This is a genomic window from Rhizobium sp. KNZ2-6A, assembly GCF_056755475.1.
Genome location: NZ_JBNDIC010000004.1, coordinates 169597 through 192069 on the forward strand (window position 1 = coordinate 169597; position 22473 = coordinate 192069).

General features: G+C 61.0%; 24 protein-coding genes and 1 pseudogene. 14 read left to right on the plus strand and 11 right to left on the minus strand.

Annotation, left to right across the window (positions count from 1 at the left end; genetic code table 11):
• Window positions 1-210 precede the first annotated feature (210 nt).
• Window positions 211-1005: a trehalose-phosphatase gene (gene otsB, locus ACPYOP_RS04805; RefSeq protein WP_481409245.1), complete on the plus strand. Its 795-nt coding sequence runs from the start codon at window positions 211-213 to the stop codon at window positions 1003-1005.
• Window positions 1006-1117: 112 nt separating this feature from the next.
• Window positions 1118-2494, plus strand: a complete 1377-nt coding sequence (gene otsA / locus ACPYOP_RS04810) for an alpha,alpha-trehalose-phosphate synthase (UDP-forming) (protein ID WP_481409246.1) — start codon at window positions 1118-1120, stop codon at window positions 2492-2494.
• Window positions 2495-2501: 7 nt separating this feature from the next.
• Here the strand turns inward: otsA and ACPYOP_RS04815 are convergent, their stop codons facing one another.
• Complete coding sequence (locus ACPYOP_RS04815; RefSeq protein ID WP_481409247.1) at window positions 2502-3404, minus strand: choline sulfate utilization transcriptional regulator; 903 nt, start codon at window positions 3402-3404, stop codon at window positions 2502-2504.
• 99 nt (window positions 3405-3503) lie between these two features.
• On the opposite strand from ACPYOP_RS04815, the gene ACPYOP_RS04820 reads away from it, so the two are divergent.
• From ACPYOP_RS04820 to ACPYOP_RS04830, 3 genes and pseudogenes are all read left to right on the plus strand, one after another.
• Window positions 3504-3635, plus strand: coding sequence for a hypothetical protein (locus tag ACPYOP_RS04820; protein WP_481409248.1), 132 nt, complete (start codon window positions 3504-3506; stop codon window positions 3633-3635).
• Window positions 3636-3655: 20 nt separating this feature from the next.
• Window positions 3656-5170 carry a choline-sulfatase gene (gene betC / locus ACPYOP_RS04825; protein WP_481409249.1) on the plus strand — a complete coding sequence of 505 codons (1515 nt, stop codon included), beginning with the start codon at window positions 3656-3658 and terminating at the stop codon, window positions 5168-5170.
• A 72-nt stretch (window positions 5171-5242) separates the two neighbouring features.
• Window positions 5243-5449 (plus strand): annotated as a pseudogene (locus ACPYOP_RS04830) (TOBE domain-containing protein).
• Between the two features lie 174 nt (window positions 5450-5623).
• Here the strand turns inward: ACPYOP_RS04830 and ACPYOP_RS04835 are convergent.
• Window positions 5624-5884, minus strand: a complete 261-nt coding sequence (locus tag ACPYOP_RS04835) for a hypothetical protein (protein WP_481409250.1) — start codon at window positions 5882-5884, stop codon at window positions 5624-5626.
• 472 nt (window positions 5885-6356) lie between these two features.
• Between ACPYOP_RS04835 and ACPYOP_RS04840 the strand changes: the two genes are divergently transcribed.
• Together ACPYOP_RS04840 and ACPYOP_RS04845 are read left to right on the plus strand one after the other, a co-directional pair.
• Window positions 6357-7295, plus strand: a complete 939-nt coding sequence (locus ACPYOP_RS04840; protein ID WP_481409251.1) for a CheR family methyltransferase — start codon at window positions 6357-6359, stop codon at window positions 7293-7295.
• A 91-nt stretch (window positions 7296-7386) separates the two neighbouring features.
• The gene (locus tag ACPYOP_RS04845) at window positions 7387-8847 is read left to right on the plus strand and encodes an oligosaccharide flippase family protein (protein ID WP_481409252.1); all 1461 of its coding nucleotides are present in this window, start codon (window positions 7387-7389) and stop codon (window positions 8845-8847) included.
• A gap of 6 nt (window positions 8848-8853) precedes the next feature.
• Here ACPYOP_RS04845 and tsaA read toward each other — a convergent pair whose 3' ends face one another.
• Both tsaA and ACPYOP_RS04855 read right to left on the minus strand, forming a co-directional pair.
• Window positions 8854-9384, minus strand: coding sequence for a tRNA (N6-threonylcarbamoyladenosine(37)-N6)-methyltransferase TrmO (gene tsaA / locus ACPYOP_RS04850; protein WP_481409253.1), 531 nt, complete (start codon window positions 9382-9384; stop codon window positions 8854-8856).
• A gap of 23 nt (window positions 9385-9407) precedes the next feature.
• Window positions 9408-10433 carry an iron ABC transporter substrate-binding protein gene (locus ACPYOP_RS04855; protein WP_481409254.1) on the minus strand — a complete coding sequence of 342 codons (1026 nt, stop codon included), beginning with the start codon at window positions 10431-10433 and terminating at the stop codon, window positions 9408-9410.
• Window positions 10434-10738: 305 nt separating this feature from the next.
• Here ACPYOP_RS04855 and ACPYOP_RS04860 point away from each other — a divergent pair, with 305 nt between their 5' ends.
• Both ACPYOP_RS04860 and ACPYOP_RS04865 read left to right on the plus strand, forming a co-directional pair.
• Window positions 10739-11131 carry a nuclear transport factor 2 family protein gene (locus tag ACPYOP_RS04860; RefSeq protein ID WP_481409255.1) on the plus strand — a complete coding sequence of 131 codons (393 nt, stop codon included), beginning with the start codon at window positions 10739-10741 and terminating at the stop codon, window positions 11129-11131.
• 71 nt (window positions 11132-11202) lie between these two features.
• Window positions 11203-12033, plus strand: a complete 831-nt coding sequence (locus ACPYOP_RS04865) for a helix-turn-helix domain-containing protein (protein ID WP_481409256.1) — start codon at window positions 11203-11205, stop codon at window positions 12031-12033.
• Between the two features lie 47 nt (window positions 12034-12080).
• Here the strand turns inward: ACPYOP_RS04865 and ACPYOP_RS04870 are convergent, their stop codons facing one another.
• The gene (locus ACPYOP_RS04870) at window positions 12081-13664 is read right to left on the minus strand and encodes a peptide chain release factor 3 (protein ID WP_481409257.1); all 1584 of its coding nucleotides are present in this window, start codon (window positions 13662-13664) and stop codon (window positions 12081-12083) included.
• Window positions 13665-13755: 91 nt separating this feature from the next.
• On the opposite strand from ACPYOP_RS04870, the gene dut reads away from it, so the two are divergent.
• Window positions 13756-14226 carry a dUTP diphosphatase gene (dut, locus tag ACPYOP_RS04875; protein ID WP_481409258.1) on the plus strand — a complete coding sequence of 157 codons (471 nt, stop codon included), beginning with the start codon at window positions 13756-13758 and terminating at the stop codon, window positions 14224-14226.
• A gap of 9 nt (window positions 14227-14235) precedes the next feature.
• Here the strand turns inward: dut and ACPYOP_RS04880 are convergent, their stop codons facing one another.
• Window positions 14236-14700, minus strand: a complete 465-nt coding sequence (locus ACPYOP_RS04880; protein ID WP_481409259.1) for an Lrp/AsnC family transcriptional regulator — start codon at window positions 14698-14700, stop codon at window positions 14236-14238.
• Window positions 14701-14808: 108 nt separating this feature from the next.
• Between ACPYOP_RS04880 and ACPYOP_RS04885 the strand changes: the two genes are divergently transcribed.
• Both ACPYOP_RS04885 and ACPYOP_RS04890 read left to right on the plus strand, forming a co-directional pair.
• Window positions 14809-15723: a DMT family transporter gene (locus ACPYOP_RS04885; RefSeq protein WP_481409260.1), complete on the plus strand. Its 915-nt coding sequence runs from the start codon at window positions 14809-14811 to the stop codon at window positions 15721-15723.
• The gene (locus tag ACPYOP_RS04890) at window positions 15720-16022 is read left to right on the plus strand and encodes an NIPSNAP family protein (protein ID WP_481409261.1); all 303 of its coding nucleotides are present in this window, start codon (window positions 15720-15722) and stop codon (window positions 16020-16022) included. Before ACPYOP_RS04885 ends, ACPYOP_RS04890 begins: the two co-directional genes overlap by 4 nt.
• A 14-nt stretch (window positions 16023-16036) precedes the next feature.
• Here the strand turns inward: ACPYOP_RS04890 and ACPYOP_RS04895 are convergent, their stop codons facing one another.
• From ACPYOP_RS04895 to ACPYOP_RS04905, 3 genes are read right to left on the minus strand one after another with little or no spacing between them, the layout of a single operon-like run.
• The gene (locus ACPYOP_RS04895; RefSeq protein WP_481409262.1) at window positions 16037-16660 is read right to left on the minus strand and encodes a hypothetical protein; all 624 of its coding nucleotides are present in this window, start codon (window positions 16658-16660) and stop codon (window positions 16037-16039) included.
• Window positions 16660-17292 carry a LysE family translocator gene (locus tag ACPYOP_RS04900; RefSeq protein ID WP_481409263.1) on the minus strand — a complete coding sequence of 211 codons (633 nt, stop codon included), beginning with the start codon at window positions 17290-17292 and terminating at the stop codon, window positions 16660-16662. The genes ACPYOP_RS04895 and ACPYOP_RS04900 overlap by 1 nt, the downstream gene beginning before the upstream one ends.
• A gap of 24 nt (window positions 17293-17316) precedes the next feature.
• Window positions 17317-17874, minus strand: a complete 558-nt coding sequence (locus ACPYOP_RS04905) for a cysteine hydrolase family protein (RefSeq protein ID WP_481409264.1) — start codon at window positions 17872-17874, stop codon at window positions 17317-17319.
• 129 nt (window positions 17875-18003) lie between these two features.
• Here ACPYOP_RS04905 and ACPYOP_RS04910 point away from each other — a divergent pair, with 129 nt between their 5' ends.
• Entirely contained in the window at window positions 18004-18621 is a 618-nt protein-coding gene (locus ACPYOP_RS04910; RefSeq protein ID WP_481409265.1) for a LysE family translocator, read from the plus strand.
• A gap of 136 nt (window positions 18622-18757) precedes the next feature.
• Window positions 18758-19726 (plus strand): cysteine synthase A, encoded by a 969-nt coding sequence (gene cysK / locus ACPYOP_RS04915; protein WP_481409266.1) that lies wholly within the window; start codon window positions 18758-18760, stop codon window positions 19724-19726.
• 53 nt (window positions 19727-19779) lie between these two features.
• Here cysK and ACPYOP_RS04920 read toward each other — a convergent pair whose 3' ends face one another.
• Window positions 19780-21312, minus strand: coding sequence for a YifB family Mg chelatase-like AAA ATPase (locus ACPYOP_RS04920; protein WP_481409267.1), 1533 nt, complete (start codon window positions 21310-21312; stop codon window positions 19780-19782).
• 195 nt (window positions 21313-21507) lie between these two features.
• Window positions 21508-22455, minus strand: coding sequence for a glutathione synthase (gene gshB, locus ACPYOP_RS04925; RefSeq protein ID WP_481409268.1), 948 nt, complete (start codon window positions 22453-22455; stop codon window positions 21508-21510).
• Between the last annotated feature and the right edge of the window lie 18 nt (window positions 22456-22473).

Below are 22473 nucleotides of genomic sequence, written 5' to 3' on the forward strand. Positions count from 1 at the left end.
GAGATTTCGGTCTTTGTATACGGCATGGAAATGGTTGTGAACGTTGCGAGGCAGCCCTCGCGCTGATCAACACCTTCCCGAAGCGGTTCGCCGCTTCAGGCCAGTTACGGGCCAAAGCTCATGGGGGGTCGCTTAAGGCGGCCCCTTTTGATTTTCAGCCGTTCGTTTTTTTGCCTTGCCAAACGGGACGAGCGCCTTAGCTAACCCAGCATGTCTTCTCAGGAACAGCCCGAACAGGGTGACGCCAAGCCGAGGCCGCTGAACGAGCCGGCCCTTACCGCACTCTCATTGTATCCGCAGGACTGGGCCTTGTTCCTCGATATCGACGGAACCTTGCTTGATCTGGCCGAAAGGCCGGAGGCGATCGTCGTGCCCGACTATCTGCCCGCCACGCTTCATGCCCTCTCCCGCCAGCTCGGCGGCGCGCTGGCCTTGGTGACGGGTCGCGCCATCGAATTCGTCGATCCGCTCTTTGCCCCCTTCCGCTTCCCTGTTGCCGGCCTGCATGGCGCTGAGCGCCGCGATGCGGGCGGACGGCTGCGGCGCGCGCATGTCCCGCCCGCCTTCCAGGCGCTGAAGCAGACCATTGCGTACGAGGCTCAAGCCTGGCCCGGCACCATCGTCGAGGACAAGGGGGCCGCGGTCGCGGTTCACTTTCGGCATGCCCCCGCATACGAGGTAGCGATCGACGAGGCCATGCAACGCCATCTGGAGGAAGCCGGTCCGGACTGGACCCTTCAGCGCGGCAAGATGGTGATCGAAATCTGCCCGGCACATGCCAGCAAGGGACATGCCGTCGAGGCGTTTCTTGCCGAAACGCCCTTCGAAGGACGCCGCCCGGTCGTGATCGGCGATGACGTGACCGACGAGACGATGTTTGCCGCCGCCAACCGCCTCGGCGGTCAATCCGTGCGCGTCGGCGAAGGCAACGGAAAAACGCTGGCGCGTGCATCCATTGGCTCGCCTGCGCGTTTAAGGGACGTGCTGGGAACGCTCGTCAAGTAATCCGCCGATCGCTGCGGCGTCCTCCAGCTTGTTATTTTCCCGCAATTCCGCGCGGAAAGCCGCTGCGCACTTTTCCTGGAATTGCTTTAGCCTTCTCGAAAGGAAGTTACCGTTGAGTCGTCTCATCATCGTTTCCAACCGCGTTTCCGTGCCTGATCACAAGGGTGCGGCAGCCGCGGGCGGCCTTGCCGTGGCGCTGCAGGCAGCTCTTGCCGAGCGCGGCGGCATCTGGATGGGCTGGTCCGGCAAATCGAGCGGCGACATCGACCCCGAGCCGCTGCAGATGACGCAGGACGGCAATATTGCCTACGCCCTGACCGATCTGACCCAGACCGACGTCGAGGAATATTATCAGGGCTTTGCCAACCGCGTGCTCTGGCCGATCTGCCATTACCGGCTCGATCTCGCCGAATATGCCCGCAAGGAAATGACCGGCTATTTCCGCGTCAACCGTTTCTTCGCCCATCGCCTTGCCCCGCTGGTGGAGCCGGACGACATCATCTGGGTACATGACTATCATCTCATCCCGCTGGCGGCGGAGCTGCGGCAGATGGGGCTGAAGAACCGCATCGGCTTCTTCCTGCACATTCCCTGGCCGCCGGCCGACGTCGTGCTCGCCATGCCGGTACACGAAGAGATCATGCGCGGCCTCTCCTCCTATGATCTCCTCGGCTTCCAAACCAAATACGATCTGGAAAACTTCGCCGGCTGCCTGAAACGCGAAGGCATGGGCATCGAGAAAAGCCCCGGCCATTTCAGCGCTCACGGCCATGATTTTCGCGGCGGCGCCTATTCGATCGGTATCGAGACGGCAGGCTTTGCCGCCTTCGCCCGCAAGGCCGCATCGCACAGCATGGTGCACAGGGTGCGCAAAAGCATCGAAGGCCGCGACCTGATCCTCGGTGTCGACCGGCTTGATTATTCCAAGGGCATCACGCAGCGCATCGACGCCTTCGAACGCTTCATCACCAACAATCCCGCCCACCAGCGCAGCGTCACCTATCTGCAGATCACGCCGAAATCGCGCTCCGAAGTGCCGGAATACGAGGCGATGCAGCATGCGGTTGCCGAACAGGCCGGCCGGGTCAACGGTGCGATCGGCACGGTCGACTGGGTGCCGATCCGCTACATCAACCGCTCGATCAGCCGCCCGATACTGGCGGGCCTCTACCGGCTCGCCAAGGTCGGGCTGGTGACGCCGCTGCGCGACGGCATGAACCTGGTCGCCAAGGAATATGTCGCCGCGCAGGATCCGGAAGACCCTGGCGTGCTGGTGCTCTCACGCTTTGCGGGTGCGGCGCGCGAGCTGAAGGGCGCCCTTCTGGTCAATCCCTATGATGTCGACGGCACGGCGAACGCCCTTGCGCGGGCCGTCAACATGCCGCTGCAGGAACGGCAGGAGCGCTGGCGCGGCATGATGGATCACCTGCTTGAAAACGACGTATCGCACTGGTGCGAGACCTTTCTCGCAGATCTCACTTCGGAATAGATCATGACTACCCGGCGGCTGCTTCGGCGAGCAGCCATTGCGCCAGCTGCTCGGCATGCGGGTTCGGTGTCGATGGCGGCAGCAGCCAATAGCCTCGAGCAGGCGCTTCGAGCATGGGGCCTGCCGTCACCAGCGTCCGGGCGGCAAGCAGCGAATCGACAAGACCGATCCAGCCGATGGCAACGCCCTGCTCGCTGAGGGCGGCCTGCACGACAAGCGAATAGGTATTGAAGCGCAGATCGCCGCGACCGGCATAGGCATCCCGGGCAATGCCGAAGGCCGCGAGATAGCTCTCCCAATCGAACCAAGGCGACGGCATCTCCGAATCGAGATGAACGAGCGTGGTGCCGGCGAGCTGCGAGGGATCGGTGAACGGGCCATGACGTTCCGCAAAACCTCTGGTGCAAATCGGCACGACCTTCTCCGGCAACAACAAACTGGCAGCCGGACCGAATTCGCTGCGCGTGCCGAAGAAGACGGCGATATCACCACTCTCCGGCGCGCCGCGATCCAGCCGCTGCGTGGCGACGATCTGGATATCCACCTCAGGGTGAAGAAGCCGGAACGCATGCATGCGGGGAATCAGCCAGAGGGCGGAGAAGGCATAGTCCGTGCGCAGGCGCACTGATGGCCGCTCCGCCTCGGCGCGGAAACTGCGCACCAGATGATCGACGCCACCAACAGCCCTTTCGACGATCTCGAACAGGCGCCGGCCTTCCGGCGAGAGCTCGACGCCGCGATGCTGGCGGCGAAACAGGGGGACACCCATCTGCTCTTCGATGCGGCGGATCTGATAGCTGACGGCCGGTTGCGTCAAGCCGAGTGCCGAGGCGGCGGCAGAAAGGCTGCCGGAACGCCCCACCTCCACGAAGATCCGCAGCCAGCCGAGATCGACCAAACGTTCAGCCATAAAATTTCCTTTTGGCTTCCATCGAAAAACGCCTACTTCACAGGAAGAACTCTAGTGATGTTCAATAAAATAATCCAATAACAAGAGGGAGCCATCGTCATGCGCATGTCTGCAATGGGTCGGCTGGCCGCCGGCGCCCTTCTATACGCCTTGACGCCCTGGCTTGCCGGCGTCACCACTATCGACGGCAAGCCTGGCCTCGATGCCGTCAAAGCCGCCATCGGCCTCTAATTTCCAAGAAAGACGCAAACATGTCCCGCCCGAATATCCTCATCCTCATGGTCGATCAGTTCAACGGGACATTCTTTCCCGACGGCCCGGCCGATTTCCTGCATGCGCCGGTCCTGAAGGCTCTGGCGAAGCGCTCGGTGCGCTTTGCCAACAGCTATACGGCAAGCCCGCTTTGCGCGCCGGCGCGCGCTTCCTTCATGTCCGGGCAGTTGCCGAGCCGCACCCGCGTTTACGACAATGCCGCCGAATTCTGCTCGGACATCCCGACCTTTGCCCATCATCTGCGTGCCGCCGGCTACCAGACGGCGCTGTCGGGCAAGATGCATTTCGTCGGCCCGGACCAGATGCACGGCTTCGAGGAGCGGCTGACGACCGATATCTACCCCGCCGATTTCGGCTGGACGCCTGATTATACCAAGCCCGGCGAGCGCATCGACTGGTGGTATCACAATCTCGGTTCGGTGACCGGCGCCGGCACGGCCGAGATTACCAACCAGATGGAGTATGACGACGAGGTTGCCTATCACGCCAACCGCAAGCTCTACGATCTCTCGCGCCGGCATGACGATCGGCCCTGGTGCCTAACGGTCAGCTTCACGCATCCGCACGACCCCTACGTCGCGCGCCGCCGCTTCTGGGATCTCTATGAGGATTGCCCGGCGCTCGACCCGGAAGTCGGCGAAATCCCCTTCGAGGAGCAGGACGCGCATTCGCAGCGGCTGATGAAGGCGTGCGATCACACCGCCTTCGACATCACGCCGGAACAGATCCGCCGGGCGCGGCGCGGCTATTTCGCCAATATTTCCTATGTCGATGAAAAAATCGGCGAGATCCTGGAAACGCTCGAGCGCGGCCGCATGGCCGACAACACCATCATCCTCTTCGTCTCGGACCATGGCGATATGCTCGGCGAGCGCGGCCTTTGGTTCAAGATGAACTTCTTCGAGGGCTCGGCCCGCGTACCGCTGATGATCGCAGCCCCCGGCTGGCAGCCGAAGCGGATCGACCAGCCGGTTTCAACGCTCGACGTGACGCCGACGCTGGCAGCGCTCGCCGGGATCGACATCGCATCGCTGCGCCGCTGGACCGATGGCGAAGACCTGACCCCCTTGGCGCTCGACACCGGAAGCCGTAGCCCCGTGCCGATGGAATATGCGGCGGAAGGCTCCGAGGCGCCGCTCGTCGGCTTGCGTGATGGCCGCTACAAGCTGACCCTTTGCGAGAAGGATCCGCCCATGCTCTTCGACATCGAAGCGGACCCGAAGGAGCTGAGCAATTTGGCCGGCGACCCCGCCCATGTCGAAACACTGGAAAGGCTGACGGCGCAGGCCATGGAGCGCTGGAACTTGGCAAGCTTCGACGCCGCCGTGCGCGAAAGCCAGGCGCGGCGATGGGTGGTCTACACGGCGCTACGCAACGGCGCCTATTATCCCTGGGATTATCAGCCGCTGCAGAAGGCGTCGGAGCGTTACATGCGCAACCACATGGACCTCAACGTGCTGGAGGAGAACCAGCGCTTTCCCCGAGGCGAATAGGAACGAACAGGATTTCGGCAGCCCGTCGACGATCGAAGCAATATGGTCGCGCCGTCACAAGGTAGACTATTTATGAAAATCAGCCCGAGAAACCGCTTCAAGGCAAGGTCGTCGAATCACCAAGGATGCGACAACAGCGCATGTTCGCATCGATATCGGCAATGGCTCGATCGTCACCCCTCGACCACCAATGAGGCTGTGGACGAGCTAGGCCTGACGGTGGGCTCTTCGGCCTATGCCGTGATCAAGGCATCCGATGTCATGGTCGCTGTCGACTAGGTATTCGAGGGTCGGAGGCAATAGCGGATGTCCAGAGTAAGCCAGACATGTTGTATATGGTCGACCTGTTCTTTCTTACCTCCATTGTGCAAGACAGGCGCCGGAATAGTTGCTGGTTTTTCGACAGGAGAAGCGACAAAGGGATGCCTACCCCATTTGGCTGATTGTGATCGGCTAGCGTGATAAATTGACCCGGTTTTGGGGCAAAGATAAAAATGCGGCATGGGGATTTTTCGGATCACATTCGGTGTCGAACCGATCGAGCTGGCGATTAGGTTTATCCTGATCGCGACGATGTTGATCGTGCCGGAGCTGCGGTTGGTTTCCACGGTCCAGGGTTATCCGCTGCTGCCGGATGCGCAGATCGCATCCATTTCGGCCGAGCGTACCGCTGATTGCCGGATCGCAGAAGATTTTGGCGCGGCGCACGATCATAAACATAGTCACGGACGGAAATGTTATGGCGTCGCGTACCTGGTTTTTGGCCTCCCGACGACTGTGACAACTCTATATGGCCCACGCCTCACAACCGTTCGTTTTATCCAGGCTGGCCGAAGTTAATCTCCGTCATTCCTCCCAATATTCTTCGTCCCCCGATAGGATGATCTGTGACGCCGCGCAGCCAGTGCTGCGCTCGATGCGTCGGACCGCGACCCAATCACCATTGTAGTTTGAAGATGGAACGCCAGCCACTACCGGCCCGGTCAATTCGCCGTACTCCAACATCATCCTGGTCTCAGCAGCTACGTTGAGCCCGACCGATGGTGACGCCGTAGTTTGCCAAGCATCTTCGTTGGATCGCAACAGCCAAACTGAATTCCGAGGCCTCGTCGCACTTTATTCATGTCACCAATGATGCTCTGACCGCAGGATCGTTGCCGGACGAGCATCCATGAGGGATTTTGCCATGCTGACTCAGGTAATGGGAATGAGCGTTGTGATGCGTCGAATGCCGCGTCGGGTTCTGCGCACTCTGTGGGCCGGGATGCCACCCGGTATGATGAAGACCACGCTCGTGTATCGCAGCGGTCGATATATTTATCATCGATACAGCCGCAACGCTGAGAAAGTTCAAAGCCACTACACGCATTTCATGCGAAATCCACCGCTGCTGGAGGTTCTCGCCGGGACGTTATCTGATCATGCAAAGGGATCGACGCTGCGGGTAGCGTCGATTGGATGCAGTACCGGAGCTGAGCTTTACTCGACCTTATACGTGCTTAAGGCCAAGCGGCCGGACCTGAATTTCATGTCGCATGGGCTCGATATATCAAGCGGCGTCGTCGAGGTCGCTGCACGAGGTGTCTATCGTCCCGACCAGGCCGCTGCGGTGGCCGGTCTATACACGGCCGGGCGGGCTGAAGTCTCAAGCGACGACATTGAGAAACTCAGTGGCATTGTCGAAGCCTTGCCGGATAGAACAGTCCGCGTCCGGGACTCGCTTCGTGAGAACATTACTTGGCTGACGGCCGACGCAACCGATCCAATGGTCGCAGAACTGATTGGCGAACAGGACATTTTGATTGCGAATAATTTCATGGGACCGATGGATGATGGCCTCGCTGAAAAATGCCTTCGCAATCTGATGAGGCTCGTTAGGCCGGGCGGCTATCTCGTGGTCGATGGCATCGATCTCGATGTCAAAATGAAGGTTCTGAACGGCTCTCGCTTCAAGCCTGTCCTTATTCGACAGGATGATATTTGGCTGGCCGATGAATCAAAAAAAGGATGGCCATGGCTTCGGTGGAGCCGGGAACCGCTCAACCGACGCGAACCGGGCTGGGCTGTCAGGTATTCGGTTATTTTTCGTCTGGCAGGCCGACCAAACCAGCCTTCAAATCCATGACCGGCATCTGGAAAAAGTCGTGCGAAGGGCGGTGCCGGCAACAGTCCGGGTCGATTGCGGCCTGGCTGCTTGCCGGTGGAGAGGGGCGGAAATGAAAGGAGGAAAATCCCTATCCGTTCTTCGGAAGGTCGTGGCTGACGGATCTTGGGTCGCCACAGCAAAGATCACGTCCCAAGTGAGCCAAATTGGGACCTTCTTCCTGGCGGCTCGTATCTTGATGCCGGACGAATTTGGTTTCTATGCTTTCCTGTCAGCACTCATGGTTCTGCTCGTCGTCCTTGCAGAGGGGGGATGGGCAGAATTCATCATGAAATCGGGCGACGACCGCGACCGCTTCGAACAGCTCGTAAGCATATCGCTCCTGAGCGGCTTGCTGGTTACATCGGTCGGCTTGGGCGGTGCCTTCGTCCTCTACACGGCATTCGAGCAACAGGCGGAAGGTGTGTTGGTGGCCATATTCAGCTGCTGGATACTGCCTGCGGCAATCGCCACAGTCTATGACGGCACACTCGTCGCCTGCGGAAGGCTGCGCGCGCAGGCAATCGTTCGTATCGCCAGCGAAGTGGTGGGGTTCTCGGTGACAGCCACAGGTCTCTTCATGGGAGGGCATGCCACTGCGCTTGTCGTCGGCCGGATCGTGTCGCAGCTCGTAATTTTGGTTGGATCAGTCTGTTTCGTCCGCCGAAAACCACGATTGCATCTAACCTGGGCTACGGTGGTGGAAGTCGCGGCATTCTCCAAATACATCGTCGCAACCCGAATGATCATTTTCCTTGGTTCCTATTCGGGCACACTCGCCGTCGGTGGCTTCCTTGGCGTTACGGAAGCTGGATACTACCGCGCCGCAGAACGGATTGTTGCAGCTATCTCCGAGCTTATGGGTGAGCCCGTAAGGGCGCTTGCCTGGGTAGGGTTCAGGCGGGCACGAGACCTAGGTGAATTAAACGGAACGAATGCTCTTGCCAGCGCCGCCGACCAATTCCTGGTTTGGCTTTTTGTCGTCGCAAGCCCGGTCTATCTCGGGCTTATGCTGGTCTCGCCCGAGCTGATCCATATCGTGCTTGGCGAAAAATGGATGCCCTCCGCGATCATTGTTTCCATACTGTGCGTGAAGCTGCTGTTGCTTTCGCCAGGATATATCTCCGAACCCCTTTTGACGCTGAGTGGCAACATTCATCGCAGAATGGCGGTCACCATGGTCAATGCGGCTGTCTCCGTCCTCTTCATCATCATCTTTGCACCGATGGGGCTTTTGGCCTTGGCGGCGAGCCAATGTGTGAGCGCATCCTTTTCACTAACGACCTCCGCCAGAATCCAGATCCGTTACGTCGGAGTGAATTGGCGAAAAGTCATCAAGGATTCCATCCATATGATCGGGCCTTCTGCCGGGTTGATGATCGCGGCGGTTCTAAGTCTTCAATACGTGATTCAGTTCGCAGCAATGCCGACGATATTGGCGCTTTTTCTGAAGATCGCCGTGGGCACCGCAGCATATGTCTCGCTGTTCCTCATTATGACGTTTTGGACGAGACGGTTTCCGACACCCGCTTAGAGTGGTTCAGTTTTTCACGGAATTTCTGAACTGCGCCATCTCGCCGTCGCCGGTCTGGAAATCTCCGGGCTGTGGCGGCGCGATCGGCTTGAACAGCGTGCGATCCGGCTTCAGGTCGAGCAAGGGCGTGCCGTCAAGGCAATCGAGGCCGCGCACCTGCAGCACGGCCCCTTCAACGGCTTCCAGCTTGACGATGGATGTGCCGATGGGATTGGGCCGAACCGGTGAGCGTAGCGAGAAAGTGCCGTGCACCTTGCCGCTACTGGCCGGGCTCTGCAGCACGAGGTCCCGGCGCGAACGATCCAGCCAATAGAGAACCTCCAGCCGCTCGAAGGCTTCCACGCCTCGCAGCGCCGCCACCCAGGGCTCGAAGATCTCGATCCGGCAAATGGGGCCGTCGCGGCGGCCCTGACGCGGCGTGTCCATGCGCGATGTCCAGGGCGTTGAAATGCGGCCGATGAAGGTGAGGCCGGCATCCGCGGCCGCGGGCGGCTCGACGGCCACTTCGTTTTCGCGAATTTCGTTTTCCCGAACCATGAATGCCTCCTCGACCTCGGAGCTTACTTTACGCCCTTCAGTAGCGCCGCCAACTGATCGTTGGTCAGATCGACCTGATAGAACAGCTTGTAGAATTGCTTCACATCGTCGGAAAAATCGCTGCGGAAGAGCTTCGGATAAATGAGCTTCTCCATCCAGCGCACGCCGAGCAGCCGGTTGACGCCGGGCGGCGAATCGAACCAGCCGAAGGGCAAGGACGGCGGCACGAAGATCTTGCCGTCCTTGACGGCCTTGATCCCAGCCCATTGCGGATCGCTCTTCACTGAGGCGGCGAAAGCGGGACTCTCGGCGATGATGATATCCGGATTCCAGCCGACGACCTGTTGTACGGTTACCTTGGCGAGACCGCCCTTGCCGGCGGCAGCGGCGACGTTCATCGTGCCGACGGCATCGAGGATCTCCAGATTGATCGAGCCGGAGAGCCCGGTTTCCAGGCCATCGGCGCCACGGCCATAATAGACGCGCGGACGCGGATCGTTCGGCAGCGTCGCAAGCTTCTCGTTCAGGTCCTTGATCGCAGCATCGGCATAATCGGCCAGCTTGTCGGCACGGTCCTTCACGCCGATGAGGGCGCCGACGTCACGAAGCATATCGGCTGTGCGGGCAAAGCTGCCGTCGATGAGGATATAGGGAATGCCCGTCTCGCTCTGCACCTTGTCGGCCAGCGCCTTGTAGGTGGGATCGACCGTTCCGGCATCGAGGATGATGTCGGGCTTGGCGGCGATGACGGCCTGCGAACTGATCGTGCCGTCCTTGCCCGTCAGGCGCCCGATCATGGGCAACGACCGCACCGATGGCAACAGATAGGCCTTGGCGGCATCATCCGGCGCGTGAACCCAGCCCACCAGTTTCTCGGGCGCCAGCACATAGACCAACGTGGCGGCGGGCGGGCCGGCCACCAAGATGCGGTTGATCTTGTCCGGGACGGACACCGTGCGTCCGGCCGCATCGGTGATGATTCGCGCTTCGGCCTCGGCCGGCAACAAGCCGATGAAGGCCAGCGCAAGAACCGCAAGAAATTTCATCATAAAAGCTGCTCGTTCTGATCGGGGGGGACCTCGGGGCGGCACTATGGCATAGCGCTATATCGGATGGAACATCGCGAAGGCACTATTCCAAAATGAAACGCATCCGAACCGATCGGGTCGGCACGAGACGCAATCGGTCGGTCTTCATTACATCGCATGTAATTGAGAGCGGCATTCGTCCCGGTGTATCTAACGACCATCTTCTTGCAGGAAGAGCATTCCAAGCCCTTCAACAGATAGAGTTTCCGCCCGGCATGACGTCGATGGCCACGACATCATTCCAGCGGCAGGCTCAGGAGAAATCCATGACGACGATGTCATTCACCAAGAAAGAAGCCCCGGAATGGCTGTTGGCCTTCTGGCGGGAAATCGACGACAAGACCTTCGGCGAAGGCTTCAATTGCTTCGCGGAAGACGCAACGTGCAACCTCGGCATTGCCGACTGGAAGGGGCGCGATACGATTCGCCAGAACCTGCACGCCTTCATCGACACCGGTTTTACGCCGTTGCATGATGTCACCGAATATTGGGACGGAGGATCGCTGAAAGTGTTTCGAGGGACTGTCACCATGACGCCCGACGACCGAACGCAAGCCGTCGTCAAACCGGTCATGACGCACTTCTTCTACATGGATGAAGCCGACCCTACCAAGGTGCGTCACTGGTACGGTTCGGTCGGGCCGATCGCGTTCGGATAGCGATCGACATCGGCGGGGTTGTCGAATGACGCCCCGCCGCAATGACACGAGCGAAGCGAGGTCTTTGCAAGATGAGTTCTTCCCACGCAGATCTGAGACGACCAAACGAACTCGGCCCGCAGCTGCGCGCATGGCGCGATACGCGCGGCAAGAGCCAGCTGGAGCTTTCCCTCGACACCGGCATTTCGCAGCGTCAGATCAGCTTTATCGAAAGCGGCAGGAGCACGCCCGGCCGTCAGAATGTCCTGCGGCTCGCCGATGCCTTGGACGTGCCGTTCCGCGAGCGCAATACCCTGCTGCTTGCCGCCGGCTATGCGCCGATCTATTCGGAAGGAAGCTTCGAGGATCGCGAGATGCAGGGTGTCACCAGTGCGCTCAAACGCATGCTGCGTCAGCACGAACCCTTTCCGGCCGTCGTGATGGACCGCTACTGGAATGTCATGATGACCAACGATGCGACTCTTCGCTTCTTCGGCCAGTTTATCGATATGGCCGCACGTCCGAAACCGCGCAATCTCCTGCATCTCATGTTCGATCCCTCCGGCATGCGGCCCTTCATTCCGGATTGGGACCAGACGGCCGAAAGCCTTTTGGGGCGCGTCTCCCGCGAGTCCGTCGGCCGCGTCATCGACGCGCGGACGAAGGAGCTTATCGACAGCCTGCTCGCCTACCCCGATGTGAATACCGAATGGCAGACATCGCCGGCGATCGAGAATGCGCCGATTATCCCCCTATCCTTCGTGAAGGACGGGCATGTCCTGAAATTCTTCTCGCTTGTCACGACGGTCGGCACCGCGCAGATGATCACGACCCAGGAGCTGCGGGTCGAATGCATGTTTCCACTGGATGACACCACGGAGGCTCGTTACGCGGCACTGATGAATGCCACCGCAGGACAGTAACCCTGTGAGCCACAGACCGACCGCCTGTGGCTGCAACGTCTCCGCTATCACGCCGCCTTGACGGCGTGATATTCCTTGATCGCGACCATCTTGATAGCCGGATAACGTTCTGCCTCGTAACGCAGCGAGAAGCCGTCCTGGGCGAGGAAGACCGGGTCGCCATCGAGATCGCGGGCGATATCGCCGCGGCGCTGGGTGACGAATTTTTCAAGATCGACGGACTGATCGGCCGAGATCCAGCGGCAAACGGAGAAACGCGACATTTCGAAGGAAACTGGCAGGCCGTATTCGGCCATCAGCCGCTCCTTCAGCACGTCGAGCTGCAGCGCGCCAACGACGCCGACGATGGCAGGCGAGCCGTCTTCGGGCGAGAAGAGCTGCACGACGCCCTCTTCAGCCATCTGCTGCAGCGCTTCCTTGAGCTTCTTCGCCTTCATGGCATCCTCAAGGCGCACGCGGCGCAGGATTTCCGGCGAGAAGTTCGGCACTCCCTGGAAGACGAGGGATTCGCCTTCCGTCAGCGTATCGCCAATGCGGAGCGTTCCGTGGTTCGGAATGCCGACGACGTCGCCGGCATAGGCGGTATCGGCGAGCTGGCGCTGCGAGGCGAAGAAGAACTGCGGCGCGGTGAGGCCGAGCTGCTTGCCGGTGCGCGACAGCCGCGCCTTCATGCCGCGCTCCAGCTTGCCGGAGCAGATGCGCGCGAAGGCGATGCGGTCGCGATGGTTCGGGTCCATGTTGGCCTGGATCTTGAAGACGAAGGCCGTCATCTTGTCGTCGGTGGCGTGAACCGTCCTGATATCGGCGACCTGGTCGCGCGGCGGCGGCGCGAATTCGCCGAGCGCGTTGATGAGATCGCGCACGCCGAAGTTACGCAGCGCCGAACCGAAGAAGACCGGCGTCATATGGCCTTCAAGGAAGGATTCCCGATCGAACGGCCGGCACGCCTCGATCGCCAGTTCCGTTTCGTCGATAAAGGCCTGGCGCTCGTTTTCCGGCAGCCTGTCGGCGACGGTCCGCGGGCCATTGACGGGGGTTGCGGTGATCTCGGTGTCGGAACCGCGAACGGTATTGGATGCCAGATGATAGGAGCCGCAGAAGGTCTTGGAGCGGCCGATAGGCCACGTAATCGGAGCAGTGTCCAACGCCAGCTTCTCTTCCACCTCATCGAGAATCTCGAAAGGGTCGCGGCTTTCGCGGTCCATCTTGTTGATGAAGGTGATGATCGGGATATCGCGCATGCGGCAGACTTCGAACAGCTTCAGCGTCCGCGGCTCGATGCCCTTGGCGGCGTCGATGACCATGACCGCGGCGTCGACGGCCGTCAGCGTGCGATAGGTATCGTCGGCGAAGTCTTCGTGGCCGGGCGTATCGAGAATGTTGAAGACGTTGCCTTCATATTCAAAGGTCATGACCGAGGTGACGACCGAGATACCGCGCTCGCGCTCGATCTTCATCCAGTCGGAGCGCGTCTGCATGCGATCCTTTTTCGCCTTGACCTCGCCGGCAAGCTGAATGGCGCCGCCGAACAGCAGCAGCTTTTCGGTGAGCGTCGTCTTGCCCGCGTCCGGGTGAGCGATAATAGCGAATGTGCGGCGGCGGGAGACCGCCTCGGCGAGACTTTCGGCCATGCTTGTGAATCCTGTGAATTGCGGCCGTATCTAGCGACTCAAAGCCCTAAATGCAATTGACCTCCGGCATTCGCGCGCAAACTAATGCCGCATGACCATTCACACCGATATCAGCCCGACCCTGAAGCTCATCCGCCTGCCGCATGGCGAAGGCCTAGAGCTGCCCGCCTACGAGACCAAGGGTGCTGCCGGCATGGACCTGCGTGCCGCTGTCGAGGACGGCGAGACGCTGACGCTCGCTCCGGGGAAACGGGCGCTCGTTCCCACCGGCTTCATCTTCGAGATCCCCGACGGTTTCGAGGCGCAAATCCGCCCGCGCTCCGGCCTCGCCTTCAAGAACGGCATCACCTGCCTGAACTCGCCCGGCACGATCGACAGCGATTATCGCGGCGAAGTGAAGGTGCTGCTGATCAATCTCGGCGAAGAACCGTTCGAGATCAGCCGCGGCATGCGCATCGCACAGATGATTATTGCGCCGGTCACACAGGCCCGCGTCATCGAGACGACCGAGGCGAGCGAAACCAAGCGCGGCGCCGGCGGCTTCGGCTCGACCGGCGTGTGATGACATGTCTCAGCGCGACAGCGGCGGCAAGCGTCGCTTGACCGGCGTCGCCTTGATCATCGACGTGTTCGTCTCGGCCCGCTCGGTGATCTTGTCCAATATCCCGTCAAGTTCGCCCATGGAGCGCACCACGAGCCTCCCGATGAAGCAATCGTCGCCGGTGACCTTGTCGCATTCGATGAATTCCGGCGTCTCCTGAATGATCCGCTCGACGACATGAATCTGACCGGGCAGAGGCCGGACGCGGACGATCGCCTGTAGAGGGTAGCCGATGGCCTCCGGCGCGATATCGACCGTGAAGCCTGAGATAATGCCCCGCTCCTCCAGCCGGCGCAATCGCTCGGCCGCACTCGGCGATGAAAGACCGGCTACTTCCGCAAGCTCTTTCAACGATATCCTGGCATTGCGCGCCAGCGCCTCCAGCATTCGCTGGTCGATCTCGTCGAGACTGAGGGAGGCGTTAGGGACACCCATGATATGGCCTTATTTAATTAGGTGATGATATTTTCCTACCTAAGTAAACCTATATTATCCATACTCTCGCCGCAATATGATTGGCTTCGATAGATAGGAGCTGGGATAATGAACGAGATAAAACGCGGCACGATGGAAATGACGGCGGCGATGCTGATTTCAGGCACGATCGGCTGGTTCGTATTGATGTCAGGACAGGCCGTAACCGGCGTCGTCTTCTGGCGCTGTTTCTTCGGCGCGCTGACGCTGCTCGTCATATGCGCGGCCATGGGCCTGCTCCGTCCCGGCGTCCTCAATCTCAAGACATTTTCCCTCGCGGTCGGCGGCGGGATCGCCATCGTTCTCAACTGGCTGCTGCTTTTCGCCGCCTATTCCCACGCCTCCATTTCCATCGCCACCACTGTCTACAACACACAGCCCTTCATGCTGCTGGGGCTCGGCGCGCTGTTCCTCGGCGAGCGGATCACCTTCACCAAGCTCTTCTGGCTGCTCCTCGCCTTTGCCGGCATGGTGATCATTGTGGAAGGCAAGCCGGACGGGGGAAGCGGCGCCGGAAGCTATGCGATCGGCATCCTGCTTTCGCTGGGCGCGGCCTTCTTCTATGCGCTGGCAGCGATTGCGGCAAAATGGCTCAAAGGTACGCCGCCGCACCTGATCGCTCTCATTCAGGTTTCGACTGGTATCCTGATGCTGGCGCCCTTTACCGATTTCTCAGGTGTTCCGCAGGATGCGGGCGGGTGGTCGATCCTCGTCACCATGGGTGTCCTGCATACCGGCCTGATGTATGTGCTGCTGTACGGCGCCATCCAGAAACTGCCGACACATTTGGCCGGCGCCTTGTCCTTCATCTATCCGATCGCCGCCATCGTCGTCGATCGCATTGCCTTCGGCCATGTGCTCGGCGCGGCACAGATCGTCGGCGCCGTCATCATCCTCGGCGCCGCGGCGGGCATGAACCTGGGCTGGACGATCCCCCTGCCCCGTCATAAAAACGATCGTCTTTCAAAGGGAACTGCCGAATGATCACCTGCTATCTGCGCTATACGATCGACCCTTACAAACTCGCCCAGTTCGAACATTACGCTAAGCTCTGGATCCCGCTGGTCAACCGGCTGGGCGGCACCCATCATGGCTATTTCATGCCGCATGAGGGCACGAACAACATTGCGCTGGCGCTCTTCAGCTTTCCAAGCCTTACAGCCTATGAGGAATATCGGCTGAAAATACCCGGAGATGCGGAATGTCAGGCCGCCCTTGCCTATGGCGAGGAAACGCGCTGCATCGTCAGCTACGAGCGCAGCTTCATGCGGCCGGTCTTCTAAGATTATTTAGCCGCCTATGGGCAGGCTTCCGGCTGGCCGTCGAGACCTTCGGCCAGCTTCTCGAAAGTGGCGCGTGGCTTGGCGCCATCGCCGCCGAGACGAACGACATAGAGGCTGTCGAAATCCTTGCCGTGCCACTTCGGCACCGCATCGTCGTCGCCGCCATTCTCGCTCAGCAGCTGACGGACGAGATCGACGATCTGCTTGTGCTCCCAGGCGACGAAGATCAGCTTGCCGGCATAGGTAGGCTTCTTCAGTTCGACCTTTAGATCGTCGATATCATCATAACCGAAGCTGGTATCGACGGGCATACCAAACGCGATCGCCGCTGGCTCGATAGTGGCAAGCGGCCGGATGTAGTCGTAGGAGACGCCGGAATCCTTCTTCCGCTTCGATGGATCCGGCGCGAAGATGGCCCCAGGCTTGCCGAAGAGCTTCGTCAGGACCGACGGCAGAGCCAGCGCTCGATTAAGGCCCTGGCAGCTGAGCTGGCCAAGTCCGGCCTCCGGCTTCTCCCCATGCCGCATGAAAACGATCGTCTGCGTACCGGCCTCCGCCGCCGAAGCGACCGGCAGGAAGCTTGCGAACGGGGCGAGCGCCAAAAGACCGGCGATGATGGCTTGCGACACGCCTCGCATCAGCGCTGTGCTTCGAAAGCCATTCGTACGGCTAGCCCGGCCAGTACCGTGCCCATCAGCCAGCGCTGCACGAGGGCGAAGGATGGGCGGCGGGTGAGGAACATCGCGATCCAGCCGGCACTCAGCGCGAAGATGGCATTGAATGTCACGCTGATGACGATCTGCGCGAAGCCAAGAACAAGCGATTGGGTGAAGACGCTGCCGGCGGCGGGATCGATGAACTGCGGCAGCAGCGAGAGATAGAGAACCGCGACCTTTGGGTTCAGCAAGCTGGTCACCAGCCCCATGGAAAAGAGCCGGCGCGTGCTATCCTTCGGCAGCTCGCGCACCTGAAAGGCCGAGCGACCGCCAGGCTTCAGCGCATTCCAGGCGAGCCAGGCGAGATAGCCAGCACCCGCCAGCCGCAGCGCGTCATAGGCGAAGGGTACGGCGAGGACGAAGGCGGTGATGCCGAGTGCGGCTGACAGCATGTAGAAGAGGAAGCCGCAGGCGACACCGCCGAGCGAAATCAGCCCGGCCGCCGGCCCCTGCGAGATCGAGCGCGACACCAGATAGATCATGTTCGGCCCGGGTGTCAGCACCATGCCGAGAGCGATCAGGGCAAAGGCGATCATACTGGTCAGATGCGGCATGGAGCCTCCGGCGGGGAAAGGGCTTTAGAAAGAAATTTCGCTGGATGCGACTAACTTGATCTCATGCGGTCCGGCATCGAAGCCGTCAAGCAGCATATTGTGATGGGTGACAATGTCTTCGAAGGTGAGCCTACCCATATCGGCCGTGGTGTGGCCGTCGGAGACCAATGTGACGTCGAAACCGAGCGAAACGGCGCGACGCACGGTCGTATCGACGCAGAATTGCGTCATGCAGCCGCCGACGATGAGATGGCTCACGCCGCGCGCCCGCAGCCGCGCCTCGAGGTCGGTTTCGAAGAAGGAATCGCAGCTCGTCTTGTGCACCACGGCGTCGCCGGCTTCGGGGGCGATTTCCCGGCGCAATTGCCAGCCTTCGCTGCGCTTTGCCAGGCGATGACCCGGGCCGCCGTCATGCTGGACGATAAACGTAGGAATTCCGGCGGCGCGGGCGCTGTGCTTCAGCGCCGCGAGCCTGGCAATGACCGCCTCCAGCGCCGCATCAATGTCAGGCTGACGCTCCGGCGTGCCAAGGCCGGTCAGGATGGAATTCTGAAGATCGATCAGGAGCAATGCGGAAGACATGATATCCTTGGGCAAAGCGGTTTCGACGTGCCGTCAACGCCTTGGTAATATGTTCGCGGCGCCAGCGCAATCGCTTGAAAACGCAAAGGTGGTGCGATAGAGCAGGCACCATCTGAGGAGGAAATGGCCATGACGCTCGCATCCCTGCTCGCCTATTGCGGCGCTCTCTTCGTTGCCGCGGCCATTCCCGGCCCGGGCATCACGGCGATCGTGGCGCGCGCCCTCGGCTCCGGCTTTCGCGAGACCTTCTTCATGGGCCTCGGCCTCGTGCTCGGCGACACGATCTACCTGACAGCAGTCGTTCTCGGTCTTGCCTTCGTGGCGCAGACCTTCACCGGGGTGTTTATCGTCATCAAGATCGCCGGCGCCCTCTATCTCGGCTATATCGCTTGGAAGCTCTGGACGGCCGGCCTGCTCGCGGCCGATATCGCCGCCAAGAAATCGAACAGTGCCGGCATGTCCTTTCTCTCGGGCCTATTGGTGACGCTCGGTAATCCGAAAACCATGCTTTTCTATGTCGCGCTCGTGCCGACGCTGATCGACATCGGCGGCGTCGGCCTTCGGGAATATGCGACGCTGCTCGCGGCAACCTTCGTCGTTCTTCTGATCGTGCTCATTCCCTATATGCTGCTCGCCTCTCGAGCCCGAACGTTCCTCAAGAAGCCGAGAGCATTACAGATTTTGAACCGGGTCGCGGCCAGCATCCTCGCCGCCACTGCCGCCTTCATCGCGGCCCGCGCAGCCTGAAAAAAACTTCCCCCAAACGGGCTCTTGGGAGATTCTTTTCTCACGAGCCGTGGACGGGGAAAGCGCGCATAGGCTGGTTTCCGCAAGCATTTGATCCTATTGTCACCGCATAATTCAAATGTAGGGAGAGCTACCCATGTCCGACACCCGCAAACCCGGTCGCGGCCGCGTCTATACCTCGATCACCGAGACCATCGGTGATACGCCGATCGTCCGTCTCGACAAGCTGGCGAGGGAGAAGGGCGTCAAGGCCAACCTCCTGGCAAAGCTTGAATTCTTCAACCCGATCGCCTCCGTGAAGGACCGCATCGGTGTCGCCATGATCGAGAGCCTGGAATCGCAGGGCAAGATCGCCCCCGGCAGGACCGTGCTGATCGAGCCGACCTCAGGCAATACCGGCATTGCGCTCGCCTTCGCCGCCGCCGCCAAGGGTTACCGGCTGATCCTCACCATGCCGGAGACCATGTCAATCGAGCGCCGCAAGATGCTGGCGCTGCTCGGCGCCGAACTAGTGCTGACCGAGGGACCGAAGGGCATGAAGGGCGCGATTGCCAAGGCGGAAGAGCTGGCTTCGACGCTGCCGGACGCGATCATTCCGCAGCAGTTCGAAAATCCCGCCAATCCGGAAATCCATCGCAAGACGACGGCCGAGGAAATCTGGAACGATACCGAAGGCAAGGTCGATATCTTCGTTTCCGGCATCGGCACCGGCGGTACGATCACTGGCGTCGGCCAGGTATTGAAGGCCCGCAAGGCCGACATCAAGGTCATCGCCGTCGAGCCGACGGATTCGCCGGTTCTTTCCGGCGGCAATCCCGGCCCGCACAAGATTCAGGGCATCGGCGCCGGCTTCGCGCCAAAGATTCTCGATACCCATGTCTATGACGAGGTGGTGACCGTCAGCAATGACGAGGCCTTCCAGCATGCCCGTCTCGTGGCTAAGCTCGAAGGCGTGCCGGTCGGCATTTCCTCCGGCGCCGCGCTGGCCGCAGCGATCAAGGTCGGCCAGCGCCCGGAAAACGAAGGCAAGACCATTGTCGTCATCATCCCGTCCTTCGCCGAACGCTATCTCTCGACGGCGCTGTTCGAGGGCCTTGGCGGCTGAATGAGCCGGCCATCGATTGAATTGGAAGGGGTGCTTCGGCGCCCCTTTTTCATTCAGGCATGCGCGGCCAGCCGTTCGCCGGCGATGCGGTAGGAGATGGCTTCGGCGAGATGGATGCGCCCGACCGTCGGCTTGTCGTCGAGATCGGCAAGCGTTCGCGCCACTTTGAGGATGCGGTGGTAGCCGCGGGCCGAGAACTTCATCTTCTCGGCCGCATCCCGCAATAATTGCAGGCCGGCAGCATCCGGTTCGGCTATGGTTTCGATCATCGCGGTCGAGCAGCGGGCGTTGGTCGAAACGTTCTTCACGCCGGCCCTTTCGAAGCGCTCCTGCTGTCTTTCGCGGGCGCGGGCGACGCGGAGCGCAACATCGGTGCTCTTCTCCGCCGTTGCCGGCCGGATCAGGTCGGCGGCCGATACCGCCGGTACGTCGATGCGGATGTCGATACGATCGAGCAAGGGGCCGGAAATGCGGCCCTGATAATCGGATGCGCAACGCGGCCCACGGGCGCAGGTGTGGCCCGGCTCGCCGGCCATGCCGCAGCGGCAGGGGTTCATCGCCGCGACAAGCTGGATGCCGGCGGGATAGGAAACGCGGTGGTTTGCCCTGGCGATGACGCATTCCCCGGTTTCGAGCGGCTGACGCAGCGCATCAAGTGCCTGCGGCGAAAACTCCGGCAGCTCATCCAGGAAAAGGATGCCATGATGAGCGAGCGATGCCTCGCCCGGCCTGGCGCGCAGGCCGCCGCCGACAAGCGCCGCCATGGTGGCGGAGTGATGCGGCGCGCGATAGGGCCGCCGGTCGGAGAGCTTGCCGCCGGACAGCTGACCGGCGATCGAATGGATCATCGACACTTCCAGCAGCTCGTTGGTCGATAAGGGCGGCAGGATCGACGGCAGGCGCGAGGCGAGCATCGACTTGCCGGAGCCGGGAGGTCCGACGAAAAGCAGATTATGTCCGCCGGCGGCCGCCACTTCCAAGGCGCGCTTGGCACTTTCCTGGCCCTTGATATCGGCAAGATCGGGCAGATTGGCAGCATTGGCGCGAACTGACGGTTCCGGGCGCGACAGAACCTGCGTGCCGCGGAAATGATTGGCGAGCGCGATCAGGCTGCGCGGCGCCAGAATATCGATCTCCTTGCCGGCCCAGGCGGCTTCCGGCCCGCTTTCGGCCGGGCAGATCAGCCCCTTGCCCATGGCATTGGCGGCGATTGCCGCGGGAAGCGCGCCCGCAACGGGCGCGATCGTGCCGTCGAGATTGAGTTCGCCGATGACGGTATAGGACGACAGGGCATCCGCCGGGATCGCGCCGAGCGCCGCCATCAGACCGAGCGCGATCGCAAGATCGAAGTGGCTGCCCTCCTTGGGCAGATCCGCCGGGGCGAGATTGACGGTGACTTTCTTCGGCGGCAAGGCCAGACCAGAGGCGTGCAATGCCGCCTGGACCCGCTCCCGGCTTTCGGCCACGGCCTTATCGGGCAGGCCGACGATATGCATCAGCACCTTGCCCGGCGCGATCATCACCTGCACTTCGACGGGTACGCCCTCAATGCCCTGAAACGCCACCGTACTGACGCGCGCTACCATGCCCTATCCCCTGTCGCCGAACCCGTTTGCCGTTACGTGCCCCGATCAGCAAACTTCGGGTTGCAATCTGGCATAAGACAAGGAATGAAACAAGAACAATAAACGAACAAAAACTTCACCCAGGTATGCCGAAATCATCGATGTGCCTGGGTGAATGCTATTGCTCAGCCGAAAAGCATGGCGGGGAACCGCCGCTCAGGCCCGCTTGGCTTCGATCGCATCCCAGAGCAGGCTGGCGATATCGGCGCCGCCGAAACGCTTGACTTCGCGCAGGCCGGTCGGCGAGGTGACGTTGATCTCGGTCATGTAGTCGCCGATGACATCGATGCCGACGAGCAGGAAGCCACGTTCCCGCAGGGCCGGTCCGATGCGCTTACAGATTTCCTGTTCGCGCGCCGTCAGCTCGGTGGCTTCGGCGCGACCGCCGACATGCATGTTGGAGCGGGAGTCGTGCTCGGCCGGTACGCGGTTGATCGCGCCGACCGCCTCGCCGTCGACGAGGATGATGCGCTTGTCGCCCTTGCGGACATCGGGCAGATATTGCTGGGCAATGAAGGGCTCGCGGAAGAGCTGGCCGAACATTTCGAGCAGGGACGAGAGATTGCGGTCGTCGCGCGTCGAATGGAAGACGCCGGCGCCGCCATTGCCGTAGAGCGGCTTCAGGATGATATCGCCCATCTCGTCGCGGAAACGGCGGATCTCAGCCGGATCGCGGGTGATCAGCGTCTTCGGCATGAGATCGGCGAATTCGGTGACGAAGATCTTTTCCGGCGAATTGCGCACCCAGGCCGGATCGTTGACGACGAGCGTCTTCGGATGGATGCGCTCCAAGAGATGCGTCGAGGTGATGTAGGCCATGTCGAATGGCGGGTCCTGGCGCAGCAGCACCACATCCATGGTCGAGAGATCGACACGCTCGGGTTCGCCAAGCTCGAAGTGATCGCCCTTGACGTCGCGCAGGATCATCGGCTCGACGGAGGCATAGACCTTGCCGTCGCGCATGCTCAGCCGCTCGGGCGTGTAATGGAAGAGCTTGTAGCCGCGCTTCTGCGCCTCGAGGCTCATGGCGAAGGTGGAGTCGCCCGCAATGTTGATGCTCTTCACATGGTCCATCTGGACCGCAACATTCTTGATACCAGCCATAGTCAGCCCTCGCTCGAA